The organism is Streptomyces sp. NPDC059499 (genome assembly GCF_042749285.1).
Classification (GTDB): domain Bacteria; phylum Actinomycetota; class Actinomycetes; order Streptomycetales; family Streptomycetaceae; genus Streptomyces.
This window is the reverse complement of the sequence record NZ_JBHYTT010000002.1, coordinates 98,904-119,914: the sequence shown is the minus strand read 5'-3', so window position 1 is coordinate 119,914 and position 21,011 is coordinate 98,904. Positions and strand designations below refer to the sequence as shown.

Here is a 21,011-nt window from a genome sequence, read left to right as displayed (position 1 = left end):
TTCCGGCCCTGCTGAGCAGGGCCTTTTTCATGTGCGCTTGATCGATGATCTATGAATTCCCGACGGTTGCCATGCGACTGTCCCATTACTGCATTCGGGTGTAATCCCGGAAGAGATCATTTGTCATTGGGTGGGCGGTAGCCGATTTCATTGACCACCCACTGTTTTGATCCGGTTCTGCTCCCTACAATCCGTCCACGTCTTGAGCGCTGAGCGTCAAGGAGGACGTATGGCGGAGTTCTTCAACACCCCACTCGCAGAACTGACGCACGTTTCCGTACCTTCCGGCCGGCCCACTTCACTCGCAGCCGCGGTTCTCACCGATGACAACCGGCTGATCGTCGTCGTCATCGCGGTCGTTGCCCTCGCCGCACTGGTCGTGGCCCAGCTGCTGGTTCGCCAGGTCCTGGCGGCAAGTGAGGGCACCGACCGGATGAAGGAGATCGCGGCGGCCGTCCAGGAGGGCGCGAACGCCTATCTGGCCCGGCAACTGCGTACCGTCGGCATCTTTGCCGTCGTCGTGTTCTTCCTGCTTCTGCTGCTGCCGGCCGACAACTGGTCACAGCGTGCAGGCCGCTCGTTGTTCTTCCTGGTGGGGGCGCTTTTCTCGGCGGCCACCGGATACATCGGTATGCGGCTCGCCGTGCGCAGCAATGTGCGTGTCGCCGCCGCCGCGCGTGAGGCGACTCCGGCGGAGGGTGAACCGGAAAAGGATCTCACCGTTGTCTCGCACAAAGCGATGAAGATCGCTTTCCGTACGGGCGGTGTGGTCGGCATGATCACGGTGGGCCTAGGTCTGCTCGGCGCCTCCTGTGTCGTCCTCGTCTACGCCGCCGACGCGCCCAAGGTGCTGGAGGGATTCGGCCTCGGCGCGGCGTTGATCGCCATGTTCATGAGGGTCGGTGGTGGCATCTTCACCAAGGCCGCCGACGTGGGTGCCGACCTCGTGGGCAAGGTCGAGCAGGGCATTCCCGAGGACGATCCGCGCAACGCCGCCACCATCGCGGACAACGTGGGCGACAACGTCGGTGACTGCGCGGGGATGGCCGCCGACCTCTTCGAGTCGTACGCGGTGACGCTCGTCGCCGCACTCATCCTCGGCAAGGCGGCCTTCGGCGATGCCGGGCTGGCCTTTCCGCTGATCGTTCCGGCGATCGGCGTGGTCACCGCGATGATCGGGATCTTCGCGGTCGCCCCGCGGCGAGCCGACCGCAGCGGGATGACGGCCATCAACCGCGGATTCTTCATCTCCGCGGTGATCTCACTGGCCCTCGTCGCGGTGGCGGTCTTCGTGTACCTGCCGTCCTCGTACGCGGACCTGGACGGGGTCACCGACAGTGCGATCACCTCGCACGGCGGCGACCCACGGGTCTTCGCTCTGGTCGCGGTCGCCATCGGCATCGTGCTCGCCGCACTGATCCAGCAGCTCACGGGCTACTTCACCGAGACCAACCGCCGCCCTGTCCGGGACATCGGGAAGTCGTCCCTGACCGGCCCGGCGACCGTGATTCTCGCCGGCATCTCCATCGGCCTGGAGTCCGCCGTCTACACCGCGCTCCTGATCGGTCTCGGTGTCTACGGGGCGTTCCTGCTCGGTGGGACATCGATCATGCTGGCGCTCTTCGCGGTGGCCCTCGCGGGGACCGGTCTCCTCACCACCGTGGGTGTCATCGTGGCGATGGACACCTTCGGCCCGGTCTCCGACAACGCTCAGGGCATCGCCGAGATGTCGGGCGACGTCACCGGTGCCGGGGCCCAGGTCCTCACCGACCTGGACGCCGTCGGCAACACCACCAAGGCCATCACCAAGGGCATCGCGATCGCCACCGCGGTGCTGGCGGCTTCGGCGCTCTTCGGCTCGTACCGCGACGCGATCGCGACGGCGGTCGACGATGTCGGGGCCCAGACGGGGGAGTTGGGGCTGAGCCTGGACATCTCGCAGCCCAACAACCTGGTCGGTCTGATCCTCGGCGCCGCTGTCGTGTTCCTGTTCTCGGGGCTGGCCATCAACGCGGTCTCCCGATCCGCGGGGGCCGTGGTCTACGAGGTACGGCGCCAGTTCCGCGAGCATCCCGGGATCATGGACTACACGGAGAAGCCGGAGTACGGACGCGTAGTCGACATCTGCACCAAGGACGCGCTGCGCGAGCTGGCCACCCCCGGGCTGCTCGCGGTCCTGGCACCGATCGCGGTCGGGTTCACCCTGGGTGTCGGCGCACTCGGCTCGTATCTCGCGGGAGCGATCGCCACCGGAACCCTGATGGCCGTCTTCCTCGCCAACTCCGGCGGGGCGTGGGACAACGCCAAGAAACTCGTCGAGGACGGCACCCACGGTGGGAAGGGCAGTGAGGCCCATGCCGCGACGGTCATCGGTGACACGGTCGGCGACCCGTTCAAGGACACGGCGGGCCCGGCGATCAACCCGCTCCTCAAGGTGATGAACCTGGTGGCGCTCCTCATCGCCCCTGCGGTGGTGCAGTTCAGCTACGGCGATGACGCGAGTGCGGGAGTACGAGCGGTGGTGGCGGTGTTCGCCATCGTCGTCATCATCGGTGCGGTCTACGTCTCCAAGCGGCGCGGGATCGCCATGGGTGACGACGACGGATCTGACGGCGACGGCGGCCGTCCCGCCAAGTCCACTGATCCTGCCGCTGTTTCGTGAGCGGCACGGAGGAGAGCGAGTGACCGCGTAGGTAGCACCTGGTCAGTGCATGGGCGGGCGGCGCATTCTGATGTGCCGTCCGCCCCCCTCCGTGTCCGGGGACTCCACTCGTGCGAGGGAGTGTCCGCACGAGTGGCCGAGCGTTCAGGTGAGTTGTATCTCCCTCATTCTCCTTGGTGCAAATGGCTGCAAAAGCACGTACATCGGATGCCCGGCGCCAGAATGTCGCCCACTTGGCGTGTAAGTTCCGGGGCCGAGAGCCTTGGAAGGGACCCAATCCGGTGAACAAGAAGCTTGCAGCCGCACTGTCCGGCGGTGCGGTACTCGTACTGACGCTGTCGGGCTGCAGCGATGACGGCGACGACAAGGTGAACGACTGGGCGAAGAAGGTCTGCGACCAGGTCCAGCCGCAGCTGCAGAAGATCGCGAACGCCAATGCCGCGATCCAGCAGCAGACGGCGGACAACAGCAAGCCCGCCGACGTCCAGAAGACCGACTCGGCCGCCTTCCAGCAGATCTCGCAGGCGTACAAGGCGCTGGGCGCAGCCGTGGAGTCCGCGGGCCCGCCGCCCGTGGACGACGGCGAGACCACGCAGCAGGAGGCCGTGAAGGAGCTCAATGCCTCCTCCGTGGCCTACGCGAGCCTGAAGACGAAGGTCGACGCACTCGACACGGCGGACCAGGCGAAGTTCGCCGACGGCCTCAAGGGCATCGCAGACGAGCTGAACAAGATCAGCACCAACGGTGACCAGGCTCTGAGGAAGCTCCAGTCCGGCGAGGTCGGTTCCGCGATGGCGAAGCAGAAGGGCTGTCAGAAGCCGACGGCCTCCGCCCCGCCCGCGGCCGCCCCGTCCGCATCGGCGGCGAAGCCTGCCTCGCCCTCGGCATCGAAGTCGGCCTCGCCCTCCGCATCGGCGAGCAAGAAGTCGTAGCGGAGCGGGAAGCGGAGCAAGAGCAGAGAAGAAGGACGTAGCCGAGCGAGAGATCGGTTACGGGCGAGGGGCGTGCCGCGGATGAGAACCCGCCGCAGGACGCCCTTCGCAGCGGTCCGGTCGCCCCTCGTGGGTGCCGGACCGCTGCCGTTGTGGGCGGGAGCGGACACAATGGGCGGGTGAGTACGACCAGTCTTCCCGCATCCGCCCGCACCCCCCGGCTCCGCGAGGCCCTGATCTCCGCGGCCTTCACCGCCGACGGCCTCCTGGAGCGGCTCGGCGCGCCCGCCTACGCCGCGCTCGCCCGCAGCGAGACCGTCCCGGCGCTCCGGGCCACCCGCGGGGATTCGCCGCTCGACACGCTCGTGCGGCTGTTCCTTCTGCAGAGCCCCGTCCCGGCCGCCCGGGCAGCCGCGGCGCTTCCGCTGGAGGAGTGCGTGGAGGACGGCTGGGTGGTCCGTGAGGGAGACCTCGTCACAGCGACCGTCGACGTCCGGCCGTACGGCGGACCCGAGGGCGAGGACTGGTTCATCGTCTCCGACCTCGGCTGTGCTGTCGGCGGTGCGGGCGGGATCGGCTCGCACGAGGAGGGGGTCGTCCTCGGAGTCGGCGGGGCGTCCACCACGCTCGCCGGGATCACCGTGCGCAGGCCCGTCGCCTCCGCTCTCGATCTCGGTGCGGGGTCCGGCATCCAGGCGCTCCACGCCGCCCAGCACGCCACCCAGGTCACGGCCACGGACATCAATCCCCGCGCCCTGGAATTCACGCGGCTCACCCTCGCCCTGTCCGGTGCCGCTCCGGCCGATCTGCGTGTGGGCTCCCTGTACGAGCCGGTCGGCACGCGGACGTACGACCTGATCGTCTCGAACCCGCCCTTCGTCATCTCGCCCGGCGCCCGGCTGACGTACCGCGACGGCGGCATGGGCGGCGACGACCTGTGCAGGACGCTGGTGCAGCAGGCCGGCGACCGTCTGAACGAGGGCGGTTACGCGCAGTTCCTCGCCAACTGGCAGCACGTGGAGGGCGAGGAGTGGCAGGACCGGCTGCGCACCTGGGTGCCTCAGGGCTGCGATGCCTGGATCGTGCAGCGCGAGGTGCAGGACATCACGCAGTACGCCGAGCTCTGGCTGCGCGACAGCGGCGACCACCGCACGGAACCCGCCGCCTACGCCGAGCGGTACGAGGCCTGGCTGGACGAGTTCGAGGCCCGCAGCACCAAGGCCGTCGGGTTCGGGTGGATCACGCTCAGGAAGTCCGCTGCCGCAGCTGCGGGCGATCCGTCGGTCGTGATCGAGGAGTGGCCGCATTCCGTGGAGCAGCCCCTCGGGCCGGCCGTCGAGGCCCATTTCGTCCGGCAGGACTATCTGCGTGAGCATGACGACGCCGCACTGCTGGCAGCGCATTTCACCCTCTCCGCCGAGGTGGTGCAGGAGCAGGTCGGCCTGCCGGGCGCCGAGGACCCCGAGCATGTGGTGCTGCGTCAGAACCGCGGGATGCGACGGGCCACCAAGGTCGACGCGGTCGGGGCCGGGTTCGCGGGCGTGTGCGACGGCTCGCTGCCGGCGGGCAGGATCCTGGACGCCATCGCCCAGCTCATGGCCGAGGACCCGGTGCTGCTGCGCGACCGCACCCCGCAGGCGATCCGGCTGTTGGTGGAGGAGGGCTTCCTGGAGCCGGTGAGGGGCGGCGCGTGAGCGCGGTGGCGGACGCCCCGTGATCCGGAGCGAGCCGGTCGGGGCGGGCACACCGTCGCGGATCTGCCCACCGGCGGCGCCGCTGTGCTGCTGACGACCCGGTACATGACCGGGGCCGACGGGTCGCGCGACCGGTAGAGGCGACTGCGGGAGGCCAGGGCACTCGACACTCCTGGCCGGCCCAAGTCGCAGTGAACAGCTCGTCAGCATCCGGCGCTCATCCTGGCTGGCGTGACCCTCCGCGTCCTGGCGCTCGGGGAGGGGGACCGCTGCTCGCGGTGCCCCTTGTTCTGCTGCGCAACGCCGACGCGTTCGCCAACTCTCGTCATCGGGCGGCAGCTCGCGGTCTCCGACGACCGGTTCTTTCTGCTCGGCAACCCCGTGATCGCTCCTCCACAGCACGCGTCTCCGGTGGCACGTGGCCATCGCCGATGAGAGCCGGTACGTCACCCCGGCGCGCTCCTCCCAGTCCACGCCCCCGCGCTCCGCTCCGACTCGGCCGCCCCTTTCCGTATGCCTCAACAGCCTTCTGACCAGCTTCTTCACAAGCGCGGCCGCCCTGCTCCTGCCCGGTCCACGGATTCCGCTCGGGGTGCTGCCGGGCCCGGCCACCGTCCTGCTCGCCGCGCCTGCGGGCTGCTCGGCGTCAGGACCGGCCCCGGGGTCGCACGGGCTCCGATTGCGGGATGCCTTCCTCGTGTCGAAGGTGGCCGGATCCGTACTGCTCCTGCCGACTGCGGGCGGCGGCCCGGACCGCGGGCTCCTCGGGCGGGTGGTGCGCTCCGGCTCCGCTCCCCGCCTTCGGAGCGTGCTGTTCACCCGGGGTTCGCATCGGCGACGCCCCGGCGTGGCACCGTCCCCTCAGCGCGTGGCTGGTACCTGGTAGCCGTGCGACAGCCGATGCGACGAGCTTGAGGGGTACGGGCATGGAGAACGTCACAGCGGTCTTCGCCGGATCGGCATTCGCGCTGTTCGGCGCCGCCCTCCTGATCTGGACCGGGGCGCGCACCATCCACCGTGCGCCGGTGGCGCACGGTGTGAGCCCTGTCGCCTCCACCGCTCTCGCCACGCTCTTCGGCGTACTCTTCCTCCTCCTCGGCGTGTGGTGCTTCACCCGCATCTGATCCAGACCGCCGGCAGGGCCGACTCACCGGCTCTGCCACCGCTCCGCAGGCACCTCGACGGCACCTCGAAACCCGCAGGCGGCAGTGGTGCGAAGCGCGGACCGGGCAGTCCGGGCGGCAGGAATGGCGGAAGTCGGGTTACCGTTCGAGTGGCCGTTGCGGGCTTTTGCCGTTTGACACGGGGGCGGGTTGTACCGTCACACTCCGCAGCGACAGCACCGCGAGCAGCGTCATTGCGCTGCCCGGATGCCCCACGAGTGCCGACCGGAGAGAAGAGCGAAGTTGTCCCCGACCAGCGAGACCGCAGGCCGCCGACTCGTCATTGTCGAGTCGCCTGCCAAGGCGAAGACGATCAAGGGCTATCTCGGCCCCGGATACGTCGTCGAGGCGAGCGTCGGGCACATCCGCGACCTGCCGAACGGCGCCGCCGAGGTGCCCGACGAGTACACCGGTGAGGTCCGCCGCCTCGGCGTGGACGTCGAGAACGACTTCCAGCCGATCTACGTCGTCAATGCTGACAAGAAGGCCCAGGTCAGGAAGCTCAAGCAGCTCCTTGCCGAATCCGACGAACTCTTCCTCGCCACCGATGAGGACCGCGAGGGCGAAGCCATCGCGTGGCACCTGCAGGAAGTGCTCAAGCCCAAGGTCCCGGTCCACCGGATGGTCTTCCACGAGATCACCAAGGACGCGATCCGGGCGGCCGTCGCCAACCCGCGCGAGCTGAACCAGCGCATGGTCGACGCCCAGGAGACCCGCCGTATCCTCGACCGCCTCTACGGCTACGAGGTCTCGCCGGTCCTGTGGAAAAAGGTCATGCCGCGGCTCTCCGCGGGCCGTGTCCAGTCCGTCGCCACCCGCCTCGTCGTCGAGCGGGAGCGCGAGCGCATCGCCTTCCGTTCCGCCGAGTACTGGGACCTCACCGGCACGTTCGCCACCGGCCGCACCGGTGACGCGTCCGACCCCTCGACGCTGACCGCGCGCCTCAGCGCGGTCGACGGGCGCCGTATCGCGCAGGGCCGCGACTTCGGCTCCGACGGACAGCTCAAGCAGGGTTCCGCCCAGACGCTGCACCTGGACGAGACGAACGCCCGTGCCCTGGCCGCCGCGCTCGCCGACTCCACGTTCGCCGTACGGTCCGTCGAGTCGAAGCCGTACCGCCGCTCGCCGTACGCGCCCTTCCGCACCACGACCCTCCAGCAGGAGGCGAGCAGGAAGCTGGGCTTCGGGGCCAAGGCCACGATGCAGGTGGCGCAGAAGCTGTACGAGAACGGCTTCATCACCTACATGCGTACGGACTCCACGACCCTCTCGGACACCGCGATCTCCGCGGCCCGGGCGCAGGTCACGCAGCTGTACGGGGCGAACTACCTCCCGGACAAGCCCCGCGTCTACGCCGGGAAGGTCAAGAACGCCCAGGAGGCGCACGAGGCGATCCGCCCGTCCGGCGACCGTTTCCGCACCCCGGCCGAGACCGGTCTCACCGGCGACCAGTTCCGGCTGTACGAGCTGATCTGGAAGCGGACCGTCGCATCCCAGATGAAGGACGCCGTCGGCAACTCCGTCACCGTCAAGATCGGCGGCCGGGCGAGCGACGGCCGGGACGCCGAGTTCTCCGCGTCCGGCAAGACGATCACCTTCCACGGCTTCATGAAGGCGTACGTCGAAGGCGCCGACGACCCGAACGCCGAGCTCGACGACCGCGAGCGGCGCCTGCCGCAGGTCGCCGAGGGCGACGCGCTGACCGCCGACGAGGTCACGGTCGACGGCCACGCCACCAAGCCGCCGGCCCGCTACACCGAGGCCTCGCTGGTCAAGGAACTCGAAGAGCGCGAGATCGGCCGCCCGTCGACGTACGCCTCGATCATCGGGACCATCCTGGACCGCGGCTACGTGTTCAAGAAGGGCACGGCCCTTGTGCCGTCGTTCCTCTCGTTCGCCGTGGTCAACCTGCTGGAGAAGCACTTCGGCCGGCTCGTCGACTACGACTTCACCGCACGCATGGAGGACGACCTCGACCGCATCGCGCGGGGCGAGGCCCAGTCCGTGCCGTGGCTGCGGCGCTTCTACTTCGGCGCCGGTGCCGAAGGCGCGGCCGGTGCGGGAGCGGCCTCCGACGCGGGCAACGGCGACGGCGACCACCTCGGCGGCCTGAAGGAGCTCGTCACCGACCTCGGTGCGATCGACGCCAGGGAGATCTCCTCCTTCCCCGTCGGCAACGACATCAAGCTCCGGGTCGGCAGGTACGGCCCGTACATCGAGCGGGGCGAGAAGGACTCCGAGGGGCACCAGCGCGCCGACGTGCAGGAGGACCTGGCACCCGACGAGCTGTCCGTGGAGTACGCGGAGGAGCTGCTGGCCAAGCCGAGCGGCGACTTCGAGCTCGGTGCGGACCCGGTCACCGGCAACCAGATCATCGCCAAGGACGGGCGCTACGGCCCGTACGTCACCGAGGTGCTGCCCGAGGGCACCCCGAAGACCGGCAAGAACGCGGTGAAGCCGCGGACCGCCTCCCTCTTCAAGTCCATGTCGCTGGACACGGTGACGCTGGCGGACGCGCTCAAGCTGATGTCGCTGCCCCGGGTCGTCGGTGAGGACGCCGAGGGCGTGGAGATCACCGCGCAGAACGGCCGCTACGGTCCGTACCTCAAGAAGGGGACGGACTCGCGCTCGCTCACGTCCGAGGACCAGCTCTTCGACATCACGCTCGACGAGGCACTCGCGATCTACGCCCAGCCGAAGCAGCGCGGGCGGGCCGCCGCCAAGCCGCCGCTGAAGGAACTGGGCACGGACCCGGTGAGCGGTGCTCCGGTCGTCGTCAAGGACGGGCGCTTCGGCGCGTACGTCACCGACGGCGAGACGAACGCGACGCTGCGGACCGACGACAGCGTCGAGGACATCACGCCGGAGCGCGGCTACGAGCTCCTCGCGGAGAAGCGCGCCAAGGGACCCGCCAAGAAGAAGACGGCGAAGAAGGCCCCGGCCAAGAAGGCGCCCGCGAAGAAGGCGACCGCGACGAAGACGGCGGCCGCGAAGAAGACCACCGCGGCGAAGAAGACGACCGCGGCGAAGAAGACGACGGCGAAGAAGGCCACGGCCAAGAAGACCGCCCCCGCGTCGTCGTCCTCGGAGGACTGATTCGCGCTGCCTGACCCCCAGGAGCTGGATCTCCAGCTCCTGGGGGTCAGGCAGATCGTGCTGTGGAGGGTCCGGGCGGTGGGCTGGCCCACCGTGAGCCGGGCCCACCGTGAGCGCCCCTGGGCCCGCGGCCGGCGGCCGTATGTTCGGACGCGGCCCCCGAGCACCGCACCGCTCCCGATAGGCTGGGCGGATGACGCGAGCCGAGCAGCTACCGGTCGTGAGCCCCACCTCCGACACACTTGCCGCAGACTCACGCGAGCGCGCCGTACGAGCCCTCTTGGGTGTTCCCCCGCTCCGGCGGTTGTGGAGTGCCCAGCTCGTCGGCAGTATCGGCGATTCACTCGCCGTTCTTGTGCTTGTGCTGTTGTCGCTGCAGGCGGCGGTCCTTGAGGGCTCATTCGGCTCCGGATACCGCGGGGCGGCCTTTGCCGTCGCCGCCGTGTTCGGTGCCCGGATTATTTCCACCGTGCTCTTCGGAGCCGTACTCCTGGGGCCGCTGACGGCGCTCACGGCGCCCGGCGGTCCGGTGGACCGCCGCTGGCTGATGATCGGGGCGGACGGGCTGCGGCTCGCCCTGCTGGTCGTCGCACCGCTGTGGATCGACTGGATGCCGGACAGGGCGCTCATGATGATCCTGATCACCGTCTTCGTGACCGGTGTCGGAGAGCGTCTGTGGACGGTGGCGAAGGAGAGCGCGGCCCCCGCCCTGCTCCCCTCTCCGCCCCCCGAGGGCGCCACGGTGCGCCCCCTGCCCGACCACCTCGACGCACTGCGCAGGCTCTCCCTGCGGACGAACTTCCTCGCGATCCCCGCGGCCGCGGCCGTCCTCGTGGTCGCCACGCTGGTCGGCAACCTGCTCGGGTCGGGGCTCGACTGGTTCTCCTTCCACCAGGCCGCCCTCGGCTCGTACGTCGCTGCGGGCCTCTTCTCGGCCTCGATCTCGACCCTGTACTTCCTCGAACTGCCGGGCATTCCGACGCCCCGCCCGCGCTCCCCGCTGGAGGGCCTGCGCAGGCCGACCACCGGTACGGGACCGGACAAGGGCCGCACGGGCACGGCGCCACTCGTCGTCGCCGCATGCGCCGCGGTCGCCGGGGCCATCTCCGCCGCCGCGGCCGTCTCGGTACTGCACGCGGCGGACCTGGGCGGCGGACCCGCCACCTTCGCGCTCCTGATCCTCGTCCTGACCGGCGGCACCGCGCTCGGAATCCGTACCGCGCAGAAGGTACTGCCCGCCCTGTCGCGGCGCAGGCTGCTGGCCCTGTCCACGGCCGTCACCGGCATCGCGCTCCTCGCGCTCGGCCTGGTGCCGGACACGGCGACCGGGCTGCTGATCGCCCTGCTGGCCGGCTACTCGGCGGGTGTCGCCGCGCACGTCGGGCACGTAATCGTCGAGCAGGAGACCGAGGAGTTCCGGCAGGCCAGGAGCACCGAACACCTCCAGGCCGTCGTCCGGGTGCTGGTCGCGCTCGGCGCGGTGGGCGGGCCGCTGCTCGCCGCCGCCATCGGCCGGCACCGGCTGGGCTCCGGCGACTTCGTCTTCGCCCACGGCGGCGCCGCGTTCGCGCTGATGCTCATCGGCGCCCTGCTGCTTCCCGTGGCCGTGATCGTCCTCGCCAGGACGGACGACCGCTCCGGGGTGCCGCTCCGCCGTGATCTGCGGGAGGCGCTGCGTGGCGGCGACCCCGCGGTCGCGCCTGCTGCCGACGGCTTCTTCCTCGTTCTGGAGGGCGGCGACGGGGCCGGGAAGTCGACTCAGGTCGAAGCGCTCGCCGAATGGATCCGGGCCAAGGGCCACGAGGTCGTCGTGACGCGCGAGCCGGGGGCCACCCCGGTCGGCCAGCGGCTGCGTTCGATCCTGCTCGACGTGTCGTCGGCCGGACTGTCGAACCGGGCCGAAGCCCTGCTGTACGCCGCGGACCGCGCCGAGCACGTCGACTCGGTCGTCCGCCCGGCGCTCGAGCGCGGCGCGATCGTCATCTCGGACCGCTACATCGACTCGTCCGTCGCCTACCAGGGCGCGGGCCGCGACCTCTCCCCGACCGAGATCGCCCGGATCTCGCGGTGGGCGACGAGTGGTCTCGTACCGCATCTGACGGTGCTCCTGGACGTCGCCCCGGAGACCGCGCGGGAACGCTTCACGGAGGCGCCGGACCGGCTGGAGTCCGAGCCGGCCGAGTTCCACAACCGGGTACGGTCCGGCTTCCTCACCCTTGCCGCGGCCGACCCGTCCCGGTACCTGGTGGTGGACGCCGGCCAGGAGCCGGAGACGATCACCACCGTCGTACGCCACCGGCTCGACCGGCTCCTCCCGCTCTCCGAGGCCGAGGTCAGGGCTCAGGAGGAGGCGCGCAGGGCAGCCGAGGAGGAGGCCAGGCGCAAGGCCGAGGAAGAGGCCGCCCGTAAGGCGGAGGAGGAGCGGCTGGAGCGCGAGCGGCAGGCACAGCTCGCCAAGCTCCGTGCCGAGGAGGAGGAGCGCAGGCGCCGCGAGGAGGAGGACGCGCGCCGGCACGAGGCCGAGCGCCAGGCCGAGGAGGCCCGCCGGCGCGCCGAGGACGCCCGTCGCCGTGCGGAGGAGGAGCGGTCCCGCCTCGAGGCCGAGGAGCGGGTGCGCGAGGCCGAGCAGGCGCGGCTCAGCAGGCAGGCCGAGGAGGAGGCCAGGCTGCGCCAGGAGGCGGAGGAGCTGCGCCTGGAGAAGCAGCGCAAGGCGGAGGACGCGCTGGTACGGGCCGAGGAGGCCCGCCGCCGTGCCGAGGCCGAGGCGGCCGCCCGTGCGGAGGCCGAGGCTGCCCGGGCCGAGGCGGACGAGGCCGCGAGGAAGCGGTCCGCACCGCCCGCACCGGACAACGAGCTCACGGTTCCGACCCCGGTCGTGAATCCGAACGAGATCACGCAGCCGGTCCCGCTCGCCCAGCCGTCGGCCCGCCCGGCCCGTGACGCGGACGAGACCGCTGTCCTGCCGCCCGTGCGGGACGAGGACCCGGCGGACCGGGTGCCGCCGGGTGTCTTCCGTGACGAGCGCCGTGCCTCGCCCGGCGAGAACGAGAACGAGCGCACCCGCGAACTGCCCCAGGTCAGCGACGACCCGCAGGCCGGGCGTGCCGCGCAGGGCCGTACGGGCGCCAAGAAGCGTCCTCGTTCCGACTGGGCGGAAGAGACGCCGCTCGACGATCTGCCGTCTCTTGCCGACGAACTGCTCGGCGGCCAGGACGACGACCCGGGCACCTCAGGGCGGGACGGGCGCCGGCCGCGCCGCTGACGGGAGGGCGGGGCCGAAGACCGGAACCGCGAGACCGTGAAGCCCGGGAGCCGGGGAGCCGTCCGGCGCCCGGGCCCCGGGCCGTCCGGGCCCCGGGCCCCGGAGCCGTCAATGCGCGGAAGCCGGAAAGTCAGGATTGTCAGACCCTTCCCGCACAATGGGAATCCGGCTTTCCCCGCACCACACCACCGGAAGGGCGGTGACCCATGACCGTATGGGACGACCTGGTCGGACAGGACCGAGTGCAGGAGCAGCTCGCTGCCGCCGCCCGGGACGCCGATGCGCTGGTCACCGCCAATTCCGCGGGGGAGCCGGTGCCCCCGGGGTCGAGGATGACCCACGCATGGCTGTTCACGGGGCCGCCGGGCTCGGGACGGTCCACCGCCGCCCGTGCCTTCGCCGCCGCGCTCCAGTGCACCAGCCCGGACCGGGCGCTGGGCGGGGCACCGGGCTGCGGCTTCTGCGACGGCTGCCACACCTCGCTGATCGGTACGCACGCGGACGTGGACGTGATCCGCACGGACCTGCTCTCCATCGGCGTGAAGGAGACCCGTGAGCTGGTCCGTCGCGCCCAGCTCTCCCCGGCCGTCGGCCGCTGGCAGGTCATCGTCATGGAGGACGCGGACCGCCTCACCGAAGGCGCGGGCAACGTCCTGCTGAAGGCGGTCGAGGAGCCCGCACCCCGCACGGTATGGCTGCTGTGCGCGCCCTCGCTCGAGGATGTGCTGCCCACGATCCGCTCGCGCTGCCGCCACCTCACACTTCGTACGCCCCCGGTCGAGGCCGTCGCCGATGTGCTGATCCGGCGCGACGGCATCGACCCCGAGCGGGCCGCCGCGGCAGCCCGCGCCACGCAGGGCCACATCGGCCGGGCACGACGCCTCGCGACGGACGAGCGGGCCCGCGCCCGCCGCGCCGCCGTTCTGAAGCTCCCGCTCCGCGTGCATGACGTCGGCGGCTGCCTCAAAGCGGCCCAGGAGCTGATCGACACGGCCACCGACGACGCCAAGCAGGTGGCCGAGGAGGTCGACGTCAAGGAGACCGAGGACATGAAGGCCGCGCTCGGCGCCGTCGCCGGGGGCCGGATGCCCCGCGGCACGGCGGGGGTGATGAAGGAGCTGGAGGACAAGCAGAAGCGCCGCAAGACGCGTACACAGCGCGACAGCCTCGATCTGGCGCTCACCGACCTCACCGGCTTCTACCGCGATGTCCTGGCGCTCCAGCTCGGTTCGCAGATCGCCCTCTCCAACACCGATGTGCGGGACGCCCTCGAGCGGATCGCCGAGTCCTCGGGCCCCGAGCGCACCCTGCGCCGGATAGAGGCCGTGATCGCCTGTCGCCAGGCCCTGGACCGTAACGTGGCGCCGCTGCTCGCGGTGGAGGCGATGACGATGGCGCTGCGGGCGGGCTGATGCTGGTGCCCGCGGACAGTCCTGAGGGTGCGCGAATTCACCCGTATGAGTAGGGAATCGGTTGAGTCATCACCCGGCGGCTACGCTCCGGGGATGGACTCCAGGCGCCTGCTCCACATCTTCGCCACTGCGCTCGGCACTGCCGGCCTCCTCGTCTCCGGTTGCAGCAGCGGAAGTTCGGCGCCCAGTGCGTCGGCCACCGGATCGGCTGTGCCGGAGGACCTCGAGCCGTACTACGGGCAGAAGCTGCGCTGGCGGGACTGCGGGGTGGAGGGCTTCCAGTGCACCACGATGAAGGCGCCGCTGGACTACGAGAAGCCCGATGACGGAGACATCAAGCTGGCCGTCTCCCGGAAGAAGGCCACCGGCCCCGGCAAGCGGATCGGATCGCTCCTGGTGAATCCGGGCGGCCCCGGCGGCTCGGCCGTCGACTACGTCCAGGGGTACGCGGCCATCGGCTACCCGGCCCCGGTCCGTGCCCGGTACGACATGGTCGCGATCGACCCGCGCGGGGTGGCACGCAGTGAGCCGGTCACGTGCCTGACGGGCAAGGAGATGGACGCGTACACGCAGGTGGACCAGACTCCCGACGGCGACGCCGAGATCGCGAAGCTGGGCAAGTCCTTCGGCGCGTTCGCGGACGGCTGCGAGAAGAACTCCGGCAAGGTGCTCCCGCATGTCTCCACCGTCGAGACGGCGCGTGACATGGACGTCCTGCGTTCCCTGCTCGGCGACGAGAAGCTGCACTACGTGGGCGCCTCGTACGGCACGTTCCTGGGCGCGACCTACGCGGAGCTGTACCCCGACCGGGTGGGCCGCCTCGTCCTGGACGGGGCGATGGATCCCTCGCTCCCCGCGGTCGACATCAACCGCGATCAGACCGCCGGCTTCGAGGCGGCGTTCCAGTCCTTCGCCGCCGACTGTGTGAAGCAGCCGGACTGCCCCCTCGGCAGGACGTCCGCAGCGGACGCGGCGACCGCACTGAAGAAGCTCTTCGCCGACCTGGACGCGAATCCCGTGCCGACCGGTGAGACCCGGCAGCTGGGCGAGTCCCTGGCGACCACGGGTGTGATCGCCGCGATGTACGACGAGGCGGCCTGGCCGCAGCTCCGCGAGGCCCTTGCCGGGGCCCAGCACGGTGACGGCTCCGGGCTCCTCGCCCTGGCCGACAGCTACTACGAGCGCGATCCGAGCGGCACGTACGCGAATCTGATGTTCGCCAACGCCGCCGTGAACTGCCTCGACCTGCCCCCAGCCTTCTCCGGCCCGGGAGCCGTCGCGGAGGCCGTCCCCGCCTTCGAGAAGGCATCCCCGGTCTTCGGCAGGGGCTTCGCCTGGGCCGCCCTGAACTGCGGTTCCTGGCCCGTCGACGCCACCGGTGCCCCGCACCGCATCGAGGCGGAGGGGGCCGCCCCGATCGTTGTGGTCGGCACCACACGCGACCCCGCCACCCCCTACAAGTGGGCCGAGTCCCTCGCCGACCAGCTCTCCTCCGCAACCCTGCTGACCTACGACGGCGACGGGCACACGGCGTACGGCCGGGGAAGCGACTGCATCGACACGGCGATCAACACGTACCTGCTCGAAGGCACCCCGCCCAAGGACGGCAAGAAGTGCTCCTGACCTGCGGACAAGGCCGCGGGGGCGGGCGGTGCGGAGCACCCTTCGAAACTGTGTAGACTTGGCGTCGCTGCTGACCGCACCATGGTGCGACAGAGCGGTGCCGCCTTAGCTCAGTTGGCCAGAGCAACGCACTCGTAATGCGTAGGTCTCGGGTTCGAATCCCGAAGGCGGCTCTGTAGAAGCCTCAGGACTCACTCGCCGTGACCTGGGGCTTTTGCTTTTTCCGGACGCGGTGACGCCTCCGGGCGGCGCGGGCTGCTGCTGTTCCCGGCCCACTCGAGTCCAGGGCGGTCCACCGCGAGCGGTGGTCAGAAGGCGGGCCCGCTCGTGTCGATCGCCGGTGCGGACACATTGCCGATGGCCCGCTTGAAGTCCGGGCAGTCGACGATCGGCTCGTGGTCGCAGACGGCCGCGTGCCGAAGGCTGTCGCGCAGTCGCGTGAGCCGGCCGAGCTGCTCGTCGAGGTCCGTGGCCTTGGCGGCCATGCGGACGCGCAGTGCCGCGTCGGACGGTCGCGCCACCAGGAAGCGGCCGATTTCGGCGACCGAGAGTCCGGCGCTGCGCGCGCAGGTGATGAGCGCCAGGCGTTCCAGTACGTCCGGACGGTACGTACGGCGCAGGCCGTTGCGGCCCGCGGCAGCGATCAGGCCCTTCTTCTCGTAGAACCTCAGAGCGGAGGGTGCGAGCCCTGACGACCGTGCGACCTCGGCGATGTCCAGCAACGGTTCGTCCACCACGTCTCCCTTGACTTGAATCGCGGTTCAAGTTGCAGTCTAGGCGCCATGAAGATTCATCACTTGAACTGCGGATCGGTCCGGACGATCGAGGCCACGTACGACGGCCCGCAGCCCGCACCCGCGGTGAACCACTGTCTGCTGATCGAGACCGACGTCGACGGACTGGTCCTGGTCGAGACCGGCTTGGGCCTCGGCAACGTCCGGGACCCGGCCGGTACGCTCGGCACCGACTGGGTCGACATGGCACAACCGGTGCTCGACGAGGAAGAGACCGCCGTCCGGCAGATCGCCCGGCTGGGGTACGCGCCGTCCGACGTGCGGCACATCCTCGTCACCCACCTGGACGTGGACCACAGCGGAGGTCTTCCCGACTTCCCCGACGCCCACGTCCACGTGCTCGCATCCGAACTCGAGGCCGCGCGCGCCGAGGCGCCCAACTTCCGTTATCGCCCTGCTCACTGGGCACACGAGCCCCGCTGGATCACTTACGATCCCGAGCCTGGCGAGCAGTGGTTCGGATTCACCGCACTGCAGCCGAAGGGGCTGCCGCCGGAGATCAAACTGGTCCCTCTCGGCGGTCACACCGCCGGCCACACGGGGGTCGCCGTACAGAACGGTGACCGCTGGCTCCTCCACTGCGGCGACGCCTACTACTACCACCGGGAGATCGGGCACCCCAGGGAACCCCACCCCCTGCTGGACATCGTTCAGACGCAGTCACAGGTGCATGGCGATCTGAGGCTCGGAACTCAGGCCCGGCTGCGCGAGCTGGTCCGCGACCATGGTGACCAGGTCGAGGTCTTCTCCGCACACGACCCGTGGGAACTGGCCCGCTACGGCGATGGCGTCGCGCCGGGAGCCGGGGCGGGACCGGTTCCGATCCTCGACCCCGGCGCACAGCGCGGCTGAGCCGCCCCCTTACTGGAACGGTGTCAGCGTCAGTCGTGCCCCCGTGGGGGCGGTGTCCTGGATGTACGAGGCGAAGTCGGCCACGTCGTCGAAGGCGAAGCCGTACGCCTTGCCGTCCTGGGTTGCCGCGTGGATGGCCGCCGAGTAGTGGTTGGTCAGCCGTGACGACCGGTAGAAGGCGGCCGGGTCCGTGGTGGGCTGGGACGGGTTGCTGATCAGGGTGGAGCGGTTGAAGCCCGCGCCGAGGACGGCGGCGACCGGGCCGGTGGTGCCGTCGTTGGGGGCGGCCAGGTTGCCGTCGCAGAAGAGCACGTCGCGGGTGGTCGGCCGGCTGAACGAGACCGATGCCGGGCCGCCGAAGACGAACTTGTCGCCGCGGACCCGGCCGGTGAAGGTTCCCGCGTTGGTGGTCACGGTGAGGTCCCTGCCCGTGTAGGTGCTCCACACCTCGTCGATGTACGGGGCGAAGTAGTCCTTGGCGAAGATTCCCGCGTCCAGGCCGTGTCCGGGGGCGATGATGCGCCGGTCGGCCACCACCAGGGGTGCGAACTCGGGGATCGCCCTGACAGCGGCGAAGGCCCGTTCGCGTCCGCCGTCGCGCAGGGTGCCGGTCGTCTGGTCCTTGGCGCCGGTCAGGCCGATGCTCATGGGGACGCTGAACATGTCGACCATGGTGGTGTTGCAGAACATCCCGGAGGAGTTGTACGTGAACTCCGCGCAGTCGTGCAGCACGGAGTAGTTGGGGTCGGAGGTCACCCAGCCCGCGGGGTACTGGAGGGCGGCGTTGCCGTTGCCGTCCGCCACTGCCTTGAACTTCAGCCGGTCGCCCAGGGCGACGTAGATGCGGCCGGACATGTACGGCAGCGACAGCTTCGTCTCGCCGCTGCCGGACAGGGCGATGGCGTAGTCGGTGAAGCCGTCCGCGCCGTTGTCCGAGAGGGATATCGGAGCCAGGGTGCCCTCGGGCGTGACCCGGACCTGCTTGCCGTCCAGGTTGCCGACGATGTAGACGAACACCGAGGAGTTGGCGAACGAACCGGAGTTGTTGACGATCGTCAGCGGGAGCGCCCCGGCGGACGTGGCCTTCGTGCCGGTGCCGGCCGAGTCGGCCGGGTCGTCGGAGTCGACCGTGGCGAGGGCGTGCGGGGCGATCACGGCGATGGCGGGGACGGCCACAGCGGCTCCGGCAAGAGCGGTGATCAGCTTGCGGCGGGAGACGTTGCGCTGGTGGCGGGGGGTCATATGAGGGTTCTCGCCTTCGTGCGTGTGCGTGTGGGGAGTTGTGTGGGGGCCGGCCCCCCGAGAGGGGGGTACGGGGACCCGGCCCCCGAGGGGTGTGCGGGGGTCGGGACTCCGAGGGTCAGCCGACGGTCCACTTCTGGTTGGCTGCCCCGGTGCACGTCCAGATCTGGAGCCGGGTGCCGTCGGCCGAGGAACCGCCCTTGGCGTCGAGGCACTTGTTCGCCCCGGTGTTGGTCAGGTCGCCGGCCTGGGTGTGGACCCACTTCTGGGCCCCGGTGCCGTTGCACGTGTAGAGCTGGACGACCGCACCGTCCGCGGTGGAACCACCCTGTACGTCCAGGCACTTGCCCAGCGCGCGCACCGTTCCGTCGGTGCCCAGGGTCCACTTCTGGGCGTCGACGCCGTTGCAGCCGTGCAGCTGGATCGGGGTGCCGTCGGCGTTCGAGGCGCCCGCGACGTCGACGCACATGCCGCCGATGCCCTTGATCGGGCCGGTCTTGCCCGTGCCGCCGCCGGAACCGTCGGAGGTGGAGACCCGTACGTAGTCGACGGTCATGGTCTGCGGGAAGGCGGTGGAACCGTCCGGGCTGCCCGGCCAGTTACCGCCGACGGCCAGGTTCAGGATGATGAAGAAGGGGTGGTCGAACACCCACTTGTTGCCGTTCACATCGGCGGGTGTGCGGGTCTGGTAGGTCTGACCGTCCACCGACCAGACCAAGGCGTTCGGGCTCCAGTCGACCGCGAAGGTGTGGAAGTCGTCGGCGAACGCCTTGCCGCCCGGCAGGCTGTACGAGGCACCGATGCCGGCACCGCCGGAGTAACCGGGGCCGTGGATGGTGCCGTGGACGGTGTTGGGCTCGTAGCCCACGTTCTCCATGATGTCGATCTCGCCGCTGTTCGGCCATCCCGCACTGCCGAGGTCGTCGCCGAGCATCCAGAAGGCCGGCCAGATGCCCTGACCGCGCGGGATCTTGATCCGGGCCTCGTAGCGGCCGTACGCCTGCGTGAAGGTCCTCGCCGTGTTCAGGCGTGCGGAGGTGTACTGACAGGCCCCGTACCAGCACTGGAGGCCGGAGCCGCTGCTCTTGCGAGCGGTGATGACGAGGTTCCCGTTGCCGTCCAGGGACGCGTTCTGGGTGCTGTTGGTGTAGTACTGCAGTTCGTTGTTGCCGTTGCCCGAACCTCCGGTCTCCAGAGTCCACTTCGAGGCGTCCGGCGCGCTGCCCGCGGCGCCGTTGAACTCGTCGGACCATGTCTGCGCGGCGGCGGAGGCGGCGTTGGCCCGCGTGGCGGCGGGCCCGGTCGTGGTGATCAGGAGTGCGGCGGAGAGCGCGGCGGAGAGCAGGAGAACCAGTCCGCCGAGTGACCATCTGGGTGAGCGGTGAGCGGCCATGGGCTACGTACCCTTTTCTGTGGGGAAGAGCAGGACGCGGAGCCGGCGGGGGAGGTGCGGAAGTGCGCGCGGGAGCGTTTTGAGAGCGCTCTCGTCCTGCGGTGTTCGCCGCCGACGGAGCCTGATGGTACGCAGATGCCCCGGCTCGGCCAACTGTGGTTTCAACGATGAAATCGCCCTGACCTGCTATTACTTGAGAGGGCGTCACAAAGCCCGGATCGCTTAAGGCGCTTTTAATTCGGTCTTAAGTCCGAAGGGCCGGTTAGCCTCCCGTGGATGGGCTTCACCAACTTCGCACGCAAGGTCCGCGACTCCTCCCTGCCGTACGGGCGCCGGGTGGTCTCGCTCCGTTCCTGCGTGCAGCTGTACCGGCCGATCGGCTTCGAGGCGACGGTGAGCTATCTCGCGCACAAGGCCGGTCCCTTCCGCACGGACGAGGACGCCCTGCTGCGAGCTCTGGGCGTGATCGAGGCCAGCAGAGCCGCGTGGCAGCTGGAGTTGAGGGCGTACGCGGAGGAGCGGGCAGGGGCGAAACGGCGCGGGCTCCGCACCCCGGGCCCCCGTGAGCGCAATCCGAACAGCCCGGAGTACTGGTACGGCGCGCGGCGCGAGGCGGCGCTGCACGCCGTGGGCCACTGGCGCGTACGGCTGAGGAGCGCGGGGCTCACCGACGGGCTGAGCCGCGCCGTGGATCTCTGTGCCGCCGACTGCCTGGAGTCCGAAGGGGCGTCGGGGGAGCGGGAGCGGGCCCGCCTGGCAGCCTGCGCCGTCGCACTGGAGCGGGGTATGGAGCCGCCCGCCCACCAGGATGACGCGGCCACGTATTTTCGTCATCGCGATCTGCTGCGCGTGGTCAGGCTGATACGCATGGCGGACGGGAGCTGAC

General features: G+C 70.3%; 13 protein-coding genes and 1 tRNA gene. 11 read left to right on the top strand and 3 right to left on the bottom strand.

The genetic code is table 11. The features are described from left to right. The first annotated feature begins 229 nt into the window (after positions 1 to 229). From ACFW9O_RS05750 to ACFW9O_RS05710, 9 genes are all read left to right on the top strand, one after another. Positions 230 to 2,662 (top strand): sodium-translocating pyrophosphatase, encoded by a 2,433-nt coding sequence (locus ACFW9O_RS05750; RefSeq protein ID WP_384605477.1) that lies wholly within the window; start codon positions 230 to 232, stop codon positions 2,660 to 2,662. 281 nt (positions 2,663 to 2,943) lie between these two features. Then, entirely contained in the window at positions 2,944 to 3,594 is a 651-nt protein-coding gene (locus ACFW9O_RS05745; protein WP_351165680.1) for a small secreted protein, read from the top strand. A gap of 179 nt (positions 3,595 to 3,773) precedes the next feature. After that, on the top strand, positions 3,774 to 5,288 hold the full coding sequence (locus tag ACFW9O_RS05740) for a methyltransferase (RefSeq protein WP_384605474.1): 1,515 nt from the start codon (positions 3,774 to 3,776) through the stop codon (positions 5,286 to 5,288). Positions 5,289 to 6,214: 926 nt separating this feature from the next. Continuing rightward, positions 6,215 to 6,412: a hypothetical protein gene (locus ACFW9O_RS05735; protein WP_351165684.1), complete on the top strand. Its 198-nt coding sequence runs from the start codon at positions 6,215 to 6,217 to the stop codon at positions 6,410 to 6,412. A 282-nt stretch (positions 6,413 to 6,694) separates the two neighbouring features. Next, the gene (gene topA, locus ACFW9O_RS05730; protein ID WP_384605471.1) at positions 6,695 to 9,547 is read left to right on the top strand and encodes a type I DNA topoisomerase; all 2,853 of its coding nucleotides are present in this window, start codon (positions 6,695 to 6,697) and stop codon (positions 9,545 to 9,547) included. Between the two features lie 193 nt (positions 9,548 to 9,740). Further along, positions 9,741 to 12,809 carry a dTMP kinase gene (gene tmk / locus ACFW9O_RS05725; protein ID WP_384605468.1) on the top strand — a complete coding sequence of 1,023 codons (3,069 nt, stop codon included), beginning with the start codon at positions 9,741 to 9,743 and terminating at the stop codon, positions 12,807 to 12,809. 206 nt (positions 12,810 to 13,015) lie between these two features. Beyond that, positions 13,016 to 14,221, top strand: a complete 1,206-nt coding sequence (locus ACFW9O_RS05720; RefSeq protein ID WP_384605466.1) for a DNA polymerase III subunit delta' — start codon at positions 13,016 to 13,018, stop codon at positions 14,219 to 14,221. A gap of 93 nt (positions 14,222 to 14,314) precedes the next feature. Beyond that, positions 14,315 to 15,844, top strand: a complete 1,530-nt coding sequence (locus tag ACFW9O_RS05715) for an alpha/beta hydrolase (RefSeq protein WP_384605463.1) — start codon at positions 14,315 to 14,317, stop codon at positions 15,842 to 15,844. A gap of 99 nt (positions 15,845 to 15,943) precedes the next feature. Continuing rightward, positions 15,944 to 16,017: transfer RNA gene (locus ACFW9O_RS05710), tRNA-Thr, on the top strand. A 135-nt stretch (positions 16,018 to 16,152) separates the two neighbouring features. On the opposite strand, the gene ACFW9O_RS05705 is transcribed toward ACFW9O_RS05710, so the two are convergent. Beyond that, positions 16,153 to 16,578 carry a MerR family transcriptional regulator gene (locus ACFW9O_RS05705; RefSeq protein ID WP_384605460.1) on the bottom strand — a complete coding sequence of 142 codons (426 nt, stop codon included), beginning with the start codon at positions 16,576 to 16,578 and terminating at the stop codon, positions 16,153 to 16,155. 48 nt (positions 16,579 to 16,626) lie between these two features. On the opposite strand from ACFW9O_RS05705, the gene ACFW9O_RS05700 reads away from it, so the two are divergent. Continuing rightward, positions 16,627 to 17,490, top strand: a complete 864-nt coding sequence (locus ACFW9O_RS05700; protein ID WP_384605457.1) for an MBL fold metallo-hydrolase — start codon at positions 16,627 to 16,629, stop codon at positions 17,488 to 17,490. Between the two features lie 9 nt (positions 17,491 to 17,499). On the opposite strand, the gene ACFW9O_RS05695 is transcribed toward ACFW9O_RS05700, so the two are convergent. Beyond that, positions 17,500 to 18,732, bottom strand: a complete 1,233-nt coding sequence (locus tag ACFW9O_RS05695; RefSeq protein ID WP_384605454.1) for a beta-1,3-glucanase family protein — start codon at positions 18,730 to 18,732, stop codon at positions 17,500 to 17,502. Positions 18,733 to 18,850: 118 nt separating this feature from the next. Beyond that, positions 18,851 to 20,125 carry a family 16 glycosylhydrolase gene (locus tag ACFW9O_RS05690; protein WP_384605452.1) on the bottom strand — a complete coding sequence of 425 codons (1,275 nt, stop codon included), beginning with the start codon at positions 20,123 to 20,125 and terminating at the stop codon, positions 18,851 to 18,853. 276 nt (positions 20,126 to 20,401) lie between these two features. On the opposite strand from ACFW9O_RS05690, the gene ACFW9O_RS05685 reads away from it, so the two are divergent. Then, positions 20,402 to 21,010 (top strand): hypothetical protein, encoded by a 609-nt coding sequence (locus tag ACFW9O_RS05685; RefSeq protein WP_384605450.1) that lies wholly within the window; start codon positions 20,402 to 20,404, stop codon positions 21,008 to 21,010. Position 21,011 lies beyond the last annotated feature (1 nt).

Excerpts from the sequence above, each read along its gene's own strand:
- ACFW9O_RS05690 (WP_384605452.1), bottom strand. The coding sequence starts at position 20,125 with ATGGCCGCTCACCGCTCACCCAGATGGTCACTCGGCGGACTGGTTCTC.
- ACFW9O_RS05720 (WP_384605466.1), top strand. The coding sequence starts at position 13,016 with ATGACCGTATGGGACGACCTGGTCGGACAGGACCGAGTGCAGGAGCAG.
- tmk (WP_384605468.1), top strand. The coding sequence starts at position 9,741 with ATGACGCGAGCCGAGCAGCTACCGGTCGTGAGCCCCACCTCCGACACA.
- ACFW9O_RS05695 (WP_384605454.1), bottom strand. The coding sequence starts at position 18,732 with ATGACCCCCCGCCACCAGCGCAACGTCTCCCGCCGCAAGCTGATCACC.
- ACFW9O_RS05700 (WP_384605457.1), top strand. The coding sequence starts at position 16,627 with ATGAAGATTCATCACTTGAACTGCGGATCGGTCCGGACGATCGAGGCC.
- ACFW9O_RS05735 (WP_351165684.1), top strand. The coding sequence starts at position 6,215 with ATGGAGAACGTCACAGCGGTCTTCGCCGGATCGGCATTCGCGCTGTTC.
- ACFW9O_RS05715 (WP_384605463.1), top strand. The coding sequence starts at position 14,315 with ATGGACTCCAGGCGCCTGCTCCACATCTTCGCCACTGCGCTCGGCACT.
- ACFW9O_RS05685 (WP_384605450.1), top strand. The coding sequence starts at position 20,402 with ATGGGCTTCACCAACTTCGCACGCAAGGTCCGCGACTCCTCCCTGCCG.
- ACFW9O_RS05750 (WP_384605477.1), top strand. The coding sequence starts at position 230 with ATGGCGGAGTTCTTCAACACCCCACTCGCAGAACTGACGCACGTTTCC.